Raw genomic sequence first — 15,043 nt, 5'->3', positions numbered from 1 at the left:
TTTCCGGAATGACTTCGATCGCGACGATTTCATTTCCCGATTGGGAACTGTTCTTTCCGAAACTTCGACCCGTTGTTTTGCCTGGGCGCTGATCCCCAACCATTTTCATCTGCTGTTGCAAACCGGCGCCACTCCCATCGCCACCGTCATGCGACGGCTATTGACCGGATATGGCGTCAGCTTCAACCGTCGCCACCACCGGCACGGTCACCTTTTCCAAAACCGGTACAAATCGATCCTCTGTCAGGAAGAGACCTATTTGCTGGAGTTGGTCCGCTACATACATCTCGGCTAGCGATTCATCGCGCACGGCGGCTCTCTTCCACATCTTCTGCGAGCCAAGCCTTGATAAGTGACTGATAAGGCATATCACGTTTATTTGCTTCGATTTTGATGCGAGCAAGCAGTGCTTCCGGCAGGCGGAGCGATATCGTTTTAGTTGAGGGTTTCAGGTTTGGAAAAAAAGCGGGTCGAGCCTGGTTCCAATCCACATACTCGGTGGAATCATGGCTTTCCCAGAATTCTCTTTCCTCTGCTTCAGTTTTAAACTCAGGAGTCTTTTTTGATTTGCTCATAAATGGCTCTCTCTTTGCGGTGCATATCACGAGCGGAAATCACTCGGATCAGAGTGCCGCTGCCTCTCAATGTGAAGGTGATATGCAACAAACGTGCATCATCGGTTTCACCAAGGGCGTGATAACGAGCTTCCTTTTGGCTGTGCTTGCTGTCTTCTAGAACCAGGAGCGGTTCATTGAAGAAAATCTGTTCAGCTTCAGACTGGTAAACATCGTGTTTTTCCGCGCTCTTGCGCGAATTTCCTTCGTTCCAGTCAAAGCCTGTTATCTGCGACCAATCGATCATTTGTGTATATTATCAAGATATACATAGTTGTCAACCGGCGCAAACGTTGACCATCGGGGTCTGGCCAGTGTCCTTTTGCCATTGATGCGGTTCACATTCGTTCACCGCATCCTACGAAGCTCTCGCTGTAGGATGCCGGTGAGCGAAGCGAACCGCATCTTGTTTTTTCTCGGTACATCCGCTGCGATTTCCTGAAACGAAATCGCAGTAGCCTATCTGTCCGGCAGGTCCGTGCCGCGATTCATGATTTCGATATAGCCCGCGTAGCTGAACAGGCGGTTGCGTTTCTGGGCGGTAAGTTCCTTGACGATGCCGAGCTGTTCCAGGTGGTTGAGCGCCTTGTTGACTGTGGCCGGTGTGATGCCGGTCTTTTCCACCAGTGATCCCGAGGTGGCGATGGGATGCTCCATGAGCGCCCGGTGGACCTGCAGGGTGGAGGCCGCCGCCCGGCCGAGGCCGCTGATCTTGTCGCGGTCCTGATTCGACAGATCAAGGAGCTGCCGCGCCGTTTCCACGGCCTGGGTGGCGGTGACGACCACGGCTTCGGCAAAGAAATCGAGCCAGGCTTCCCAGTCGCCGGTCATGCGCACGGTGTTGAGCAACGCGTAGTAATGCTGACGGTGCGTCTTGAAGTAGAGGCTGAGGTAGAGCATCGGTTCCCGCAGCACCTTTTGCTCACACAACAGCAGCGTGATCAGTAGCCGCCCCAGGCGGCCGTTACCGTCCAGAAACGGGTGAATCGTCTCGAACTGCGCATGCGCCAGCGCCGCCTTCAGCAGCACCGGCGTCGGTTCTGGCTGGTCATGAAGGAAGAGTTCGAGCTTGTTCATGCACGCCGGCACCTCTTCGGCCGGAGGCGGAACGAATGCCGCGTTGCCCGGTCGGGTGCCGCCGATCCAGTTCTGGCTGCGGCGAAACTCGCCCGGAGTCTGGCTGCTGCCGCGGCCCTTGCTCAACAGAACGCCATGGATTTCCCGGAGCAGCCGCAGCGACAGTGGTAATCCCTGGTCCAACAGGCGCAGACCCTGGTCGAGGGCGGCGACATAGTTGCTGACCTCCCGCACGTCATCCAGTGGCACGCCGGGTTCCTGATTCAGCTCGAACAGCAGCAAGTCAGACAGGGACGACTGGGTTCCCTCGATCATGGAGGAGAGCACGGCCTCCTTGCGGACATACATGTAGAGGAAAAGCGAGGTGTCGGGCAGGAGGGTGGAGACGCTGTCCAGCCTCCCGAGCGCCAGCAGCGCCTGGTCGAACTTGCAGCGCAGCTTCGGTGCCCAGTCTATGGGCGGGCGCGGTGGCAGCGGTGCGGGCACGAAGGCCTGGGCCTTTTCACCCACCGTCGATATGGTCACGTATCTGCCTTGGAGTTCTCGCTTCATCCTCCTGCCTCGAACCTAAAATAAGATTTATTTTTATTTTATCTTTCGTTGATATCCTAAAATAAAAAATCGGGAAGGTCAAATCAGGCGAATGTCCACGCCGAGGTACCTGACTTGATGTTGACCCGTTTTCGGACTATATTTAGTCGTTAAGGGAGGAGGATTATGAAACTATCCAGTCAGATCAAACCGATCAGTTACCTGAAGGCCCATGCCGCGGAAATCGTGCGTAACCTGTCGGGGCAAGGCGGCCCCCTGGTTATCACCCAAAATGGCGAAGCCAAGGTCGTGATACAGGACATCGACAGCTATGAGCAAACCCAGGAGACCATGGCTCTTCTGAAGATTCTTGCGCTCGGCTCGCGTCAGATCGAGGAAGGCAAGGTCCAGCCCGCCGGTGATGTCATTGAGCGGCTTCGCGACCGGAGCAAGCGTCGCTGATGACCTTCCGGGTATTTCTGACCGACGATGCCTCCCGTGATTTGGAGGGGTTGTACGACCATATCGAATCTCACGACGCGCCGGGAAAAGCGGAATACGTTCTCGATCAAATAGAAAAGGCCTTTTCGAGCCTCTCCGAGAGCCCGGAACGAGGAGCCTATCCAAAAGAGCTATTGGCCATCGGGCTTCGCGAGTACCGTGAGATATTTTTCAAACCCTACCGCATCATCTATCGAGTCATGGCCGAAAGTGTCTATGTCATGGTCATTGCCGATGGCCGCCGCGATATGCAGGCATTGTTGCAGCGTCGGCTACTTGGTGCCTATTAGGAGATCTCATTGATGCGGTTCACATCCGTTCACCGCATCCTACGAAGCTTCCCCTGTTTGTCGACCGTGTGCTGCCCTTTGATCAAACTGTGCGCGAGTCTATGTCCTTCCTTACTTCTCACCGGCGCGCAGAAACTCCCGAAACAACAGACAGATGAGCGGCAGGACGTTCAGCAGGCGATGATCGCTGTCGAGCAGGTGAAGCTGCGTCTGGTGGCGTTGGGCAAAGGCGATGACATTGGCGGCGGGAACGATCGCGTCCTGCCAGGCATGGACGATGAGGGTGCGCTCGGCCTGGGGCGCCGGATCGGTCCGTTCGTAGCCGGGCAGGCCGATGGCCGGGGCCATGAGGAACAGTCCCCGAGGCTTGAGAACCGGGGAGGCGGCGAGGCAGACGTATCCGCCCATGCTCGAACCCACCAGAATGAGCTCCCCCGGCTTTTTCGGAATCTGCTCAAGCAGGCGAGGGACCCGGCCGGCCGCATCGGATAGGTCGGAGAAGTCGGGGCTGAGCACCGCGTATCCGCAGTCCCCGGCGACTTCGGCCAGGGCCTGGATCTTGGCGCCCCAGGGGCCGCTTTCCTTGCCGTGGGCGAAAACCACCAGCTTTGCATCGGTCATCGACAGGACTCTTCGTTTCAGGGATTCAAAAAGGCCGCCGGGCGGGAGGTCGCCAACCTGAAGGCGCGATTATTGACATGGAAAAACAAAACCCGTCACACAACCGGGCGCGGTTCGTGGACGGGTTTTGTCTTTGGTGATTGGTGGAGCTGAGGGGGATCGAACCCCTGGCCTATGCATTGCGAACGCATCGCTCTCCCAGCTGAGCTACAGCCCCGAAAAGTGCGCCCAATTTAGCCAAAGAGCGGGGCGCTTGTCAAGAAGTCTGGTTTTTTTTGCGGGCTTGGGGAATTTGCAGGCTGAACGTGGCGCCCTGGCCGTTGTTGAAGACCGCGAGGATGCCGCGATGGTGCTCCATGATGCGGTGGCAAATGGGCAGGCCGAGACCCGTGCCGCTGTCCTTGGTGGTGAAAAAGGGGTTGAAGATGTTGCGCAGAACCTCGGGCGCGATCCCGCCGCCGGTGTCGGCGACTTCGACGGTGATGGCCGGGTCGCCGCGCAGGGTCGAGGAGTAGGCGCGGATGCTCAGGGTGCCACCTTCGCCCATGGCGTCGCGGGCGTTGGTGAGCAGATTGATGAGCACCTGGCGCAGTTGCGCCGCATCGCCGACGATGGGCGGCAGGTCGGGAAGGAACTCCTGATGGATGCTGATGTCGGCTTCGGTCAGTTCGCGGCTGACCAGGGAGAGGGCCGAGGCGATGACTTCGATGATGTTGCACTCCTCGAAGCACATCATGCGCCGCTTGGAGAAGGAGAGGATGTTGTTGAGCATGTCCTCCACGCGGCGCACTTCGCGGGCGATGATTTCGGCATAGTCCCAGCCCGGCGTGCCCGGGGGGATCTGCTTGAGCAGGCGCTGGGCGAAGCCGCCGACGCACACCAGGGGATTTTTCAGCTCGTGGGCGACGGAGGCGGCGAATTCGCCCAGGGTGGCGAGCTTTTCGGTCTGCAGGAGGTTCTCCTGCGCGGCGCGCAGTTCGTGATGGGCGTTCTTGAGTTGCTGGACGAGCATGGCGCTTTCCATGGCGGCGCCGGCCTGGCTGGCGAACAGTTCGAGAAAATGTCGATCCTCGTCGTCGAACTGTAGTGCGCTTTCGCAGTTGTCGGTGAGCAGCACCGCGAGCACCCGGTCGCGACCGCGCAGGGGGACGCACAGATAGGTGCCGAGGCGCAGATCGCCCACGGTATTGGCGGATTCGTCCCCGGCGCCGGCGAGAATGACCTGGCCGGTGCGCGCGGCGCGGGCCAGGGGGCTCAGGGCATCATCCAGGGGCAGGCGCTGCTGGCGCACCATGCGGCTGAGAGCGCTATTCTGCTGCGTCGCCTGGATGTCGCGGGGCACCAGCGGATGGCCGCTTTCGTGCAGGCACAGGGGCGGCGCCCAACCGTCCTCGGCCTGGTCGCGGGTCACGGCGAGCATCCCCTGCAGAAAGCGGCTGCGTTCGTTGACCATGAACAGCATGGCGCGCTCGCAGCCCGGTCCCTGGGGCAGAACCGTCACCGAGAGGATGTAATGGACCAGCTCATCGAGGCCGCGGGTGCCGTGCATGGCCTGGGAAATCTGGTAGAGGAAGGAAATTTCCCGAAGCTTGCGATCTTTGTCCCGCGAAACCCGCGCCAGATTCTGCATGGCGGAAATGCGCCCCCAAGCCTCGGCGACCTGCACGGCCAGATCGCAGAAAAACGGCGCATCGACGCCGGGCGCCGCGCCGTCTTCGCTGTCGGCGGATCTCTGCGTGACGATCACCAGGCTGCCGAGCAGTTGCTGCTGAAACAACAGGGGCAGACCCAGGGCGCGAAAGGGCAGGTTGAGGTGGCGCAATTCCTCTTCCTCGAAGGCCTCGCGCTGCACGGTCTGGCGCGCCTCGAGCACCTGGGCGTTAACGTTGCGCGCCAGCTGCTGCAAGGCCGCGCGGCCCGAGCGATAGTCCGACAAAAGTTCGCTTTGGGGCGACAGGAGGAGCGGATCGGTCTCGCTGGGATGCACGGCGGCAAAAACGACCTTGCCTTCGCGCACCAGGGTGCCAAGCAACTCGCTCACCATTTGGCGCAGGCTTTGCGCCTGGTTGATGCGGCGGCTCAGTTCGGCGAGAAATTGCAGGCGCGCCTTGTCGCGGCGTTCCTGGCGCAGGAGCAGTTCGCCGCGCAGGAGCCGGGCGAGATGACCGCGAATCAAGCCCAGGTCGGCTTGCCAGGGCGCCAGGAGGTCGGGAGTGGCCAGGCCGTGGAGGCAAAGCAGGCCCAAGGGGGGGAGGCTGTCGCTCAGGGGCAGGGCGAGGGTGCCGCCTTCATGCAGGGGATGCCAGCCGGGGCTGACGGACAGGCCGCCCGCCTTGCCCTCCGTGGCGACGGCCGTGCTGGAGCGCAGGATAAGCGGCCGCTGACCGCGCTGGGGGTCGCAGAGCTGGATCGAAGCGGCCGAGAGGGGAAGCTGGGCGACGAGAACCTGGAGGACGGCACGGGCCTGATTGGAAAAATCCACTTCCGCGGCGCCGAGAACCTGCATGACTTGACGCAGCAGATCTGGAGTTTGAACGCCCATGCCAACGCCTCGCAGCGACGGGGGTGAGACTGGCGGGTCAGCCGATTTTTTCCTGGCGCTCCTGCTCGGTCTTGCAGTCGATGCACAGCGTCGTCACCGGCCGCGCGCGCAGGCGGGCTTCGCCGATCTCTTCCTCGCAGGCCTCGCAGACGCCGAATTCGCCGCTGTCGATGCGCTCCAGGGCTTCGCGGATTTTCTTGATGAGCTTGCGCTCGCGGTCGCGGATGCGCAACTCGAAGTTGCGATCGGATTCGACGGTGGCGAGGTCGGTGATGTCGGGCAGATTGGCTTTTTCCGCCGTCAGCTCCGAGACCGTCTTGCCGGCTTCACGCACCAGTTCGTCGAGCTGTTCCTGGAGAATCTGGCGGAATTCCTCAAGTTTGTCTTTTTCCATGGAAGATCCCTCGGGGTCCGTGTAATTAAGATAATCTAAAAAATAATTGCGGCGCTGTCAAGCTCTCGCCGATCCGGCAGCGGTCCTTAGGGCTTGGGCGCGGTGCTCGGCGGCGACTTTTTGCGTTTTTCCTCGCGCCACATGTCGATGAGCAGCATGCCGACGCCGACGGTGATGGCCGAATCGGCCACGTTGAAGGCCGGCCAGTGATGCTGGTACCAGTGGACATCGAGAAAATCGATGACCTCGCCCAGGCGCACCCGGTCGATGAGGTTGCCCACCGCGCCGCTCAGCACCAGGGCCAGGGCCAGGGGCAGCCATTTGCGTTCCGGTTCCAGGCGGGAAATATACCAGAGAATGCCGACGGTGGCTACCAAACCGATGGTAATAAAGAAGGGGATGCGAAAGGCGCTCTCGGAGAGGATGCCGAAGGCGGCGCCGGGGTTGCGCACATAGGTGATGCTGAAAAAGTTTTCGATGACCCGAACCGACTCGTAGAGGGCGAAGCGGCTGTCGATATAGATTTTCGTCAGCTGGTCGAGGGGTAGCACGATGCCCAGGGTCACCAGCAGGATGCGGTATTTGATGGCCAAGTCGGTCTCTTTCTCGCGTGAAATAAGCGCCCGCGGGCGCGGCCTCAGCTGAGCGCCTCGCGGCAGCGGTGGCAGACGCCGGGGTGGGTGTCCCACTGGCCGACGCTGGTCGCGTAGGTCCAGCAGCGCTCGCACTTCTCGCCCTGGGCGGCGGCGATTTCCACCTTGAGGCCCGGCACGTTTTCACCGGCCACGGCCTGGGCAAGCTCATCGGTGAGTTCGACCTGGGAGACGATGAACAGCTCGGCCAGCTCCGCCTGGTACCGCACGAGCAGATCCTTGACGCTCTCGGGCGCGAGGAGCTGGACCCGCGCTTCCAGGGAGCTGCCGATGCGCTTGTCGTTGCGCGCCAGTTCCAGGGCCTTGGAGACATCGGCGCGCACCTTGAGCAACTGCTCGTAGCGACCTTCGAGCTCGGCGTCGATCAGGCCCGCCTCGAAGCGCGGGAAGCCGGCGAGATGCACGCTCGGCTCGCGCTCGCCGGGCAACTCGACCCAGATCTCGTCGGCGGTGAAGGAGAGTACCGGGGCGATGAGCCGGGTGAGGGCGTCGAGGATGAGGTACATGGCGGTCTGGGCGCTTCTGCGCGCCAGGCTCTTGGGCGGCTTGATGTAAAGCCGGTCCTTGAGCACGTCGAGATAGAAGGCGCTCATGTCCACGGCGCAGAAGTTGTGCACCGCGTGGTAGAGCACATGGAACTCGTAGTCTTCGTAGGAGCGCTCGACGCGCTTGACCAGCCCTTCGAGGCGCGACAGGGCCCAGCGGTCGATTTCGAGCAGATCCCCCAGGGGCACGCGGTCGGCGGCCGGGTCGAAGTCATGCAGGTTGCCGAGGATGTAGCGCGCCGTGTTGCGGATGCGGCGGTAGGCGTCCGAGAGGCGCTGGAGGATTTCCTGGCTGATGCGGATATCGTCGCGATAGTCCTGGGCGGCGACCCACAGGCGCAGGATTTCGGCGCCGTATTTCTTGATCACTTCCTCGGGCGAGATGACGTTGCCCATGGATTTGGACATCTTCTTGCCGGCGCCGTCGACGACGAAGCCGTGGGTCAGCACCGCCTTGTAGGGGGCCTGGTCGCGGGTGCCCACCGCGCACAGCAGGGAGGAATGGAACCAGCCGCGGTGCTGGTCGCTGCCTTCGAGGTAGAGGTCGGCGGGCGCGCTCAGGGAGTCGCGCGCCTCGACCACCGCGGCGAAGGACACGCCCGAGTCGAACCAGACATCGAGGATGTCCATTTCCTTGGTGAAGACGTCATGGCCGCAGGCGTCGCAGCGGCGGCCCGCGGGCAGCAGGCGCGCGGCCTCCCACTCGAACCAGATGTCGCTGCCGTGCGCGGCGAAGAGGTCGGCGACGTGGTGCATGGTCGGCCCGTCGGCCAGGGCCTCGCCGCACTTCTCGCAGTAGAACACGGTGATGGGCACCCCCCAGCTGCGCTGGCGGCTCACGCACCAGTCGGGGCGGTTTTCGATCATGCCGTAAATGCGCTCGCGGCCCCAGCGCGGTATCCACTGGACTTCGTTGATGTGCTCCAGGGACTTGCGGCGCAGGTCGTTGGCTTCCATGGAGATGAACCACTGCTCGGTGGCGCGGAACAGGATGGGCTTCTTGCAGCGCCAGCAGTGGGGATAGCTGTGGCTGAGCTTGGCCGCCTTGAGCAGGGCGCCGACTTCCTCGAGCTTGGCGATGACCGCGTCGTTGGCGGCGGGTACCTTGAGGCCGCCGAAGAATTCCAGATCCTCGCGGTAGCGGCCGTAGTCATCAACGGGATTGTAGATGTCGAGGCCGTATTTGAGACCGACGAGGTAGTCGTCCTGGCCGTGGCCGGGGGCGGTGTGCACGCAGCCGGTACCGGCCTCGAGGGTGACGTGCTCGCCGAGGATGATGAGGCTGTCGCGCGCATGGAAGGGGTGACGGCAAACGCGCTTCTCGAAGGCGCGCGGGTCGATGGCGGCACTTACCTGGTAATCGCTCAGGCCCAGTTCCTTCATGACCGCGGCGAGCAGACCCTCGGCGACCACCAGCCGCTCGCTGCCCGTATCCACGGCGACGTAAGTCAGCTCGGGATTGAGGCAGACGGCGAGGTTGGCGGGAATCGTCCAGGGCGTGGTGGTCCAGATGACGAAGGACAGGGGCTTGTCGGCCAGGGACTCCAGTCCGGCGGGCAGCTCGCCCTGAAAGGCGAATTTGACGAAAATGCTCGGCGAGGCGTGGTCGGCGTATTCGACCTCGGCCTCGGCCAGGGCGGTGACGCAGGAGGCGCACCAGTGGATGGGCTTCTTGCCCTTGTAGAGGCTGCCGCGTTCGGCGAAGCGCGCCAGTTCGCGGGCGATGGTCGCCTCGTAGGCGGTGTGCATGGTGAGGTAGGGCTTGTCCCACTCGCCGAGCACGCCCAGACGCTGGAACTCGGCGCTCTGGATGCCCACCCAGGTTTCGGCGTAGGTTCGGCACTCGCGGCGGATATCGGCCTTGCTCAGCTCCTTCTTGCGCGCGCCGAGTTGCTGGTCGACCTTGAGCTCGATGGGCAGGCCGTGGCAGTCCCAGCCGGGCACGTAGGGCGCGCGAAAGCCTTGCATGCGGCGGCTCTTGATGACGATGTCCTTGAGGATCTTGTTGAGGGCGTGACCGATGTGGGTATGGCCGTTGGCGTAGGGCGGGCCGTCGTGCAGGGTGAAGGTCGGTCGGCCGGCGCCGGCCGCCTCGATCCGCGCGTAGAGCTCCGTTTCCCGCCAGCGCTTGAGAATTTCCGGCTCGCGCTGCGGCAGGTTGGCGCGCATGGGAAAATCGGTCTGGGGCAGGTTGAGGCTCTCTTTGTAATCCATGGCGTGTGGTCTCCCGGCGGTGGCGAAAAAAGCGAAGCCCACAAAGTAGCAAAAAGCGTGATTATGTCAAGGGAAAAGGGCTGTCGGAGCGGGCGGCGGGAGGTGCCTGGGCGGGGTGCGCCGGGGCGTCGGGCAGGAGGGGGGCCGGTGTGGAAAAACGCGCGCGGTGGCGTTTCTCCACACCGGCCGGGAAGGCTTCAGGCCTGGGGCCGGTCGTGGGTTTCCTCAAGCAGGTTGAGGCTGCGGCGTAGCAGGGTGGAAATGCTGGTGCCGTGGGATTTGGCGATTTCCTGCAAAACTTCCATTTCCTGGTCGCTGATGCGGCACGAGATGATGTAGCGCTTGGGGTTCTCAACGGATTTTCCCATGATTTTAATCTCCTTTGCGATGAGTGTTTCTGAGCTCTAAGCTCGAATGTGTCAATTTGTTCCGTATACGTAATGCAAGGGAATTGCCAGGTTTTGAAAATATTTTGCAAAAAATCATAAACCTTTGAAATGGCTGAATAAATATGATTCCTTCGGGCCGGAGCCGCTTTGATGATGTGCCCGGACGATGGCGCATTATTACACATTGTGGGGCCGGGTGAGACAAAACGGACCAGTTGGTGTGTCATGAGTGGCACGAAAGGGGAGGCTTTTGGCGAGCCGCCGGGAATTCAGGACCTTTCCTGGGCGGAGAAGGGGGACTTGTGCCTGCTCATGGGTTTGCGCAGTGTGTCAATCGTGGCACGCCGGCGGGCGGCGGCCTGCCCGCCGGCGGCTTGCGCGTCCGCCAGGGTGTTCTATAATGACATGCGGCGCCGGAAGACCACCCAAGCTTCCGGCGCCATTTATGGTCCATGGGAGTCTCTTATGCTCTGGTCGGTTCTCGCAGGTTTTATTCTCGCGCCCCTGGCGCTGCTGCCGGCGGGTCCCGCGGCGCGGTGGCGCGGCTGGTTCCAGGCCCTATTGCCCCTGGGACTGACCCTGTATTTTCTCGGCCGGCTCGGAGCCGTGGCCGGGGGCCAGGTGTTGATCGCCCATCAGTCCTGGGTGCCCGGCCTCGGGGTCGACCTCGCCTTCTATCTGGATGGCCTGAGCCTGCTTTTCGCCCTGCTCATCACCGGGGTCGGCACCCTGGTCATGGCCTACGCCGGCGCCTATCTGCACGGCCATCCCCAGCAGGGGCGTTTTTTTTTCTGGCTGACGCTGTTCATGGCCTCCATGCTCGGCCTGGTGCTGGCGGGCAACGTGCTGACCCTGTTCATCTTCTGGGAGCTGACCAGCCTCACCTCCTTTTTTCTCATCGGCTTCGATCATCAACGCGAGGCGGCGCGCCAGGCGGCCATGCAGGCCTTGCTGGTCACGGCCCTGGGCGGGGCGGCGCTGCTCGCCGGCCTGCTGGTGCTGGGACAGGCGGCGGGTGGCTATGATTTCGCAACCTTCCTGAGTCGCGGCGAGGTGCTGCGCGCCCATCCCTGGTACCTGGCGGGGCTGCTGCTGGTGCTGGGCGGGGCCTTCACCAAATCGGCGCAGGTGCCGTTTCATTTCTGGTTGCCCTCGGCCATGGAGGCGCCGACCCCGGTGAGCGCCTACCTGCATTCGGTGACCATGGTCAAGGCCGGCGTCTATCTGCTGGCCCGCCTGCATCCGGTGCTGGGCGGCACTCCGGCCTGGTTCTGGCTGCTGACCGGCTTCGGCGGCGCGACCCTACTCACCGGTGCCTGGCTGGCTCTCCGGCAGAGCGACATGAAGCGCATTCTCGCCTACACCACGGTGAGCGCCCTGGGCGGGCTGGTCCTGCTGCTGGGGGTGGGCAGCGAGGCGGCTCTGCACGCGGCGCTGGTTTATCTCCTCGCCCATGCCCTGTACAAGGGCGCCCTGTTTCTCACCGCCGGCGCGGTGGATCACGCCGCCGGCAGCCGCGACGTTAATCAGCTGCGCGGGCTGGCGCGGCCCCTGCCGCTGCTCGCCGCGGCGGCGACGGCGGCCGCCCTGTCCATGGCCGGCCTGCCGCCGCTGCTGGGTTTCCTGGCCAAGGAGGCGCTCTATCGCGCGGCCCTGGCGGCGCCCGTGGCCGGGCTGCTCACGGCGCTGGCCTGGACGTCGGGGGTGCTGCTCGTCGCGGCGGCGCTGCTGCTGGTGGCGCGGCCTTTTTTCGCCGCGCCGCGCACGCCCCGCGCCGATCTTCATGCGCCCACGCCGGCCCTGTGGCTGGGGCCGCTGCTGCTGGCCGGCGGCGGCCTGCTCTGCGGCCTGGCGCCGGGGCTGGTGAACCGGCCCTTGCTGGCGGCGGCGGGCGCGGCCGTGACGGGCGGGCCGCCGGTGCCCCTGGACCTGGCGCTCTGGCATGGGGTCGACGCGGTGCTGCTGCTCGGCCTGCTGACCCTGGCCGCCGGCGTCGCACTCTATGTCAATCTGGGGCGGCTGGCGCGCGTGCCGGCCCTTTGGCGCGGCGCGCCGGGGTGGGGGACGGCGCGGCTCTACGAGCTCGGCGTGGCGGCGCTTTACGGACTGGCGCGGCGCCAGACCCGGATTCTGCAAAGCGGCTATCTGCGCCACTATATCCTGACCCTGGTGGGCTTTGCCGTGGGCTTGACCGCCCTGACCCTGGTCAGTCGCGGCTTGTCGCCCTCGCTGCCGGGCCTGGCCGAGCTGCGCCTGTTCGAGGGCGCCGTGGCGCTGATGATCCTGTGCGGGGCGCTGTTCGCGGTGTTTTCGCCGTCGCGCCTGAGCGCCGTGGTCGCCATGGGCACCATCGGCTACGGCGTGGCGCTGATTTTCGTCGAGTTCGGCGCGCCGGATCTGGCCATGACCCAGTTCGTCATCGAAACCATGACGGTGATCCTGTTCGTGCTCTCCATCCATCGCCTGCCGACCTACCTGCCGCGCTCCAGCCGCCTGGTGCAGGGGCGCGATGCCCTGCTGGCGATTGCCGCCGGCGGTCTCATGACGCTGCTCATGCTGCTGGTGCTGGAGGCCGGCGGCGGCTCGCGGGTGGCGGAGTTCTTCGCCGAGCAGACCTGGCCCGCGGCCCACGGTCGTGACATCGTCAATGTGATTCTGGTGGATTTTCGCGCCATGGACACCCTGGGCGAGATCGCCGTGCTGACCCTCGCCGGGGTCGGCGTCCATGCCCTGCTGCGCCTGCGCTCCAAGGCGGGAGAGAACTGATGCCGTCGCTGATCCTGCGCACCGCCACCCTCTACCTGATGCCCATGCTGCTGCTGCTCTCGGCCTTTTTGCTGCTGCGCGGCCACTATCTGCCCGGCGGGGGCTTCATCGGCGGGCTGGTGGCGGCGGCGACCTTTTCCCTGCATTGCCTGGCCTTCAGCGCCCAGGCGACGCGGGAGCTGTTGCGCGTGCCGCCCGTGTCCCTCGCCGCGGTGGGCTTGCTCACGGCGCTGCTCAGCGGGGTGTTGAGCCTGGGCGAGGGCGCGCCCTTTCTCACCGGCCGCTGGGGCCGGCTCGATGCCGGGGTGCTCGGCGTCTACGACCTGGGCACGCCCTTGCTGTTCGATCTGGGCATCTATCTGGTGGTGATCGGCGCGACCCTGTCCATCGTCACCTCCCTGGCCGAGGAGGCCTAGCATGGAGACCCTGCTCGCCATCATCGTCGGCGTGCTGTTCGGCGCGGGTGTCTACCTGATGCTGCGCCGCACGCCCGTCAAGCTGGTGATCGGCCTGGCGCTATTGTCCAATGCCGTCAACCTGCTGATCTTCACCGCCGCCGGCCTGACCCGCGCGCGTCCGCCCCTGGTGCCCGTGGATGCCCTGCGCCCCGAGGGGGTGACGGCCGATCCCCTGCCCCAGGCGCTGATCCTCACCGCCATCGTCATTTCCTTCGGTCTGCTGGCCTTTACCCTGGTGCTGTTTCGCCGCGCCTACGAGGTGCTGGGCACCCGCGACATCGACGAGATGCAGGGAGGCGGCCCGTGAATCTGCTGCTGGTCCTGCCGCTGCTGCTGCCCCTGGCGAGCGCCGCCCTGACCCTGCTGTGTGGACGGCATGCGCGCGCCCAGCGCTGGGTGAGCGGCCTCGGCGCCACGGCCCTGGTGGGGGCGGCGCTCGCGCTGTTCGCCGCCGTGCGCGACCAGGGCGTGATCGCCACGCAGCTCGGCAACTGGCCGGCGCCCTTCGGCATCACCCTGGTGGCCGATCTGTTCAGCGCCATCCTGGTGGTCATGGCCGCGCTCATCGGCTGGGTGGCGACGCTTTATTCCCTGGGCAGCGTCGATCCTCGGCGCGAGGCGGTGGGCTATTATCCCTTCGTGCATTTTCTGCTCATGGGAGTGTGCGGCGTTTTCCTGACGGGCGATCTGTTCAATCTGTACGTGTGGTTCGAGGTCATGCTCATGGCCTCCTTCATCCTCATGGCCCTGGGCGGCGGCAAGCCGCAGATGGAAGGGGCCTTCAAGTACGTGGTGCTCAATCTCATCGCCTCGATCCTGTTCCTGGCGGGGATCGGCATCGTCTACGGCCTGGCCGGAACCCTCAACCTCGCCGATCTCGCCCAACAGTTGCCGCGCCTCGAACGGCCCGGCCTGGTCACCACCCTGGCCATGCTGTTTCTCACCGCCTTCGGCATCAAGGCGGGCCTTTTTCCCCTGTTCTTCTGGCTACCCGCCTCCTACCACACGCCGCCCGTGGCCGTCTCGGCGCTCTTTGCCGGATTGCTGACCAAGGTCGGGGTCTACGCCCTGATCCGCGTCTTCACCCTGCTGTTCGTCGAAGATTTGGCCTATACCCACGGCCTGCTGGTGCTGCTCGGCGGTCTGACCATGATCACCGGGGTGCTCGGCGCCGTGGCCCAGGAGGAATTCCGCCGCCTGCTGTCCTTTCACATCATCAGCCAGATCGGCTACATGATCATGGGCCTGGGGCTTTATTCCCAACTGGCCCTGGCCGGAGCGATTTTTTTCATGGTGCACAACATCCTGGTCAAGACCAGCCTGTTTTTCGTCAGCGGCGTGGCTCAGCGCCGGGGCGGCAGCTTCCATCTCGACGGCCTGGGCGGACTCTATCGCGGCGCGCCCCTGTTGTCGCTGCTGTTTCTGCTCTCGGCCCTGTCCCTGGCGGG

Annotated in this window: 15 protein-coding genes, 1 tRNA gene and 1 pseudogene; 7 read left to right on the top strand and 10 right to left on the bottom strand. The window is 63.8% G+C overall.

Annotated features, from left to right (window positions below; all coding sequences use genetic code 11):
- Positions 1-289, top strand: a pseudogene (locus QAT43_RS09785) (transposase); the annotation flags it as partial.
- A gap of 10 nt (positions 290-299) precedes the next feature.
- Here the strand turns inward: QAT43_RS09785 and QAT43_RS09780 are convergent.
- The 3 genes from QAT43_RS09780 to QAT43_RS09770 form a co-directional block, all read right to left on the bottom strand.
- On the bottom strand, positions 300-575 hold the full coding sequence (locus tag QAT43_RS09780) for a BrnA antitoxin family protein (RefSeq protein ID WP_305042881.1): 276 nt from the start codon (positions 573-575) through the stop codon (positions 300-302).
- Positions 550-861 (bottom strand): BrnT family toxin, encoded by a 312-nt coding sequence (locus QAT43_RS09775; RefSeq protein WP_305042880.1) that lies wholly within the window; start codon positions 859-861, stop codon positions 550-552. Before QAT43_RS09775 ends, QAT43_RS09780 begins: the two co-directional genes overlap by 26 nt.
- A 212-nt stretch (positions 862-1,073) precedes the next feature.
- Positions 1,074-2,243, bottom strand: a complete 1,170-nt coding sequence (locus QAT43_RS09770) for a Fic family protein (protein WP_305042879.1) — start codon at positions 2,241-2,243, stop codon at positions 1,074-1,076.
- Positions 2,244-2,408: 165 nt separating this feature from the next.
- Between QAT43_RS09770 and QAT43_RS09765 the strand changes: the two genes are divergently transcribed.
- Together QAT43_RS09765 and QAT43_RS09760 are read left to right on the top strand one after the other, a co-directional pair.
- Positions 2,409-2,684 carry a type II toxin-antitoxin system Phd/YefM family antitoxin gene (locus tag QAT43_RS09765; protein ID WP_305042878.1) on the top strand — a complete coding sequence of 92 codons (276 nt, stop codon included), beginning with the start codon at positions 2,409-2,411 and terminating at the stop codon, positions 2,682-2,684.
- Positions 2,684-3,013, top strand: a complete 330-nt coding sequence (locus QAT43_RS09760) for a type II toxin-antitoxin system RelE/ParE family toxin (RefSeq protein ID WP_305042877.1) — start codon at positions 2,684-2,686, stop codon at positions 3,011-3,013. The genes QAT43_RS09765 and QAT43_RS09760 overlap by 1 nt, the downstream gene beginning before the upstream one ends.
- A 111-nt stretch (positions 3,014-3,124) precedes the next feature.
- On the opposite strand, the gene QAT43_RS09755 is transcribed toward QAT43_RS09760, so the two are convergent.
- From QAT43_RS09755 to QAT43_RS09725, 7 genes are all read right to left on the bottom strand, one after another.
- Positions 3,125-3,634, bottom strand: a complete 510-nt coding sequence (locus tag QAT43_RS09755; RefSeq protein ID WP_305042876.1) for an alpha/beta fold hydrolase — start codon at positions 3,632-3,634, stop codon at positions 3,125-3,127.
- Between the two features lie 141 nt (positions 3,635-3,775).
- Positions 3,776-3,851 (bottom strand) — tRNA-Ala (locus QAT43_RS09750).
- 39 nt (positions 3,852-3,890) lie between these two features.
- Positions 3,891-6,176, bottom strand: coding sequence for a sensor histidine kinase (locus QAT43_RS09745; protein ID WP_305042875.1), 2,286 nt, complete (start codon positions 6,174-6,176; stop codon positions 3,891-3,893).
- A 37-nt stretch (positions 6,177-6,213) separates the two neighbouring features.
- Complete coding sequence (gene dksA / locus QAT43_RS09740; protein WP_305042874.1) at positions 6,214-6,570, bottom strand: RNA polymerase-binding protein DksA; 357 nt, start codon at positions 6,568-6,570, stop codon at positions 6,214-6,216.
- An 86-nt stretch (positions 6,571-6,656) separates the two neighbouring features.
- Positions 6,657-7,163, bottom strand: coding sequence for a signal peptidase II (gene lspA / locus QAT43_RS09735; protein WP_305042873.1), 507 nt, complete (start codon positions 7,161-7,163; stop codon positions 6,657-6,659).
- Between the two features lie 44 nt (positions 7,164-7,207).
- On the bottom strand, positions 7,208-9,982 hold the full coding sequence (ileS, locus tag QAT43_RS09730; protein WP_305042872.1) for an isoleucine--tRNA ligase: 2,775 nt from the start codon (positions 9,980-9,982) through the stop codon (positions 7,208-7,210).
- 197 nt (positions 9,983-10,179) lie between these two features.
- A complete protein-coding gene (locus tag QAT43_RS09725) occupies positions 10,180-10,350 on the bottom strand; it encodes a DUF6290 family protein (protein ID WP_305042871.1) in 171 nt (56 codons plus the stop codon).
- A 486-nt stretch (positions 10,351-10,836) separates the two neighbouring features.
- Here QAT43_RS09725 and QAT43_RS09720 point away from each other — a divergent pair, with 486 nt between their 5' ends.
- From QAT43_RS09720 to QAT43_RS09705, 4 genes are all read left to right on the top strand, one after another.
- Positions 10,837-13,137 (top strand): putative monovalent cation/H+ antiporter subunit A, encoded by a 2,301-nt coding sequence (locus QAT43_RS09720; RefSeq protein WP_305042870.1) that lies wholly within the window; start codon positions 10,837-10,839, stop codon positions 13,135-13,137.
- Positions 13,137-13,553 carry a Na+/H+ antiporter subunit B gene (locus tag QAT43_RS09715; RefSeq protein WP_305042869.1) on the top strand — a complete coding sequence of 139 codons (417 nt, stop codon included), beginning with the start codon at positions 13,137-13,139 and terminating at the stop codon, positions 13,551-13,553. Before QAT43_RS09720 ends, QAT43_RS09715 begins: the two co-directional genes overlap by 1 nt.
- A gap of 1 nt (position 13,554) precedes the next feature.
- A complete protein-coding gene (locus tag QAT43_RS09710) occupies positions 13,555-13,902 on the top strand; it encodes a Na+/H+ antiporter subunit C (RefSeq protein WP_305042868.1) in 348 nt (115 codons plus the stop codon).
- Positions 13,899-15,043, top strand: a 1,145-nt coding sequence (locus QAT43_RS09705) for a proton-conducting transporter transmembrane domain-containing protein (RefSeq protein WP_305042867.1), incomplete at its 3' end; no start/stop codon positions are given. The genes QAT43_RS09710 and QAT43_RS09705, both read left to right, overlap by 4 nt.

Origin of the sequence: Geoalkalibacter sp., assembly GCF_030604225.1 — a bacterium.
Classification (GTDB): domain Bacteria; phylum Desulfobacterota; class Desulfuromonadia; order Desulfuromonadales; family Geoalkalibacteraceae; genus Geoalkalibacter.
The sequence above is the reverse complement of the archived record's forward strand: the minus strand, read 5'-3'. Positions and strand labels throughout refer to the sequence as shown.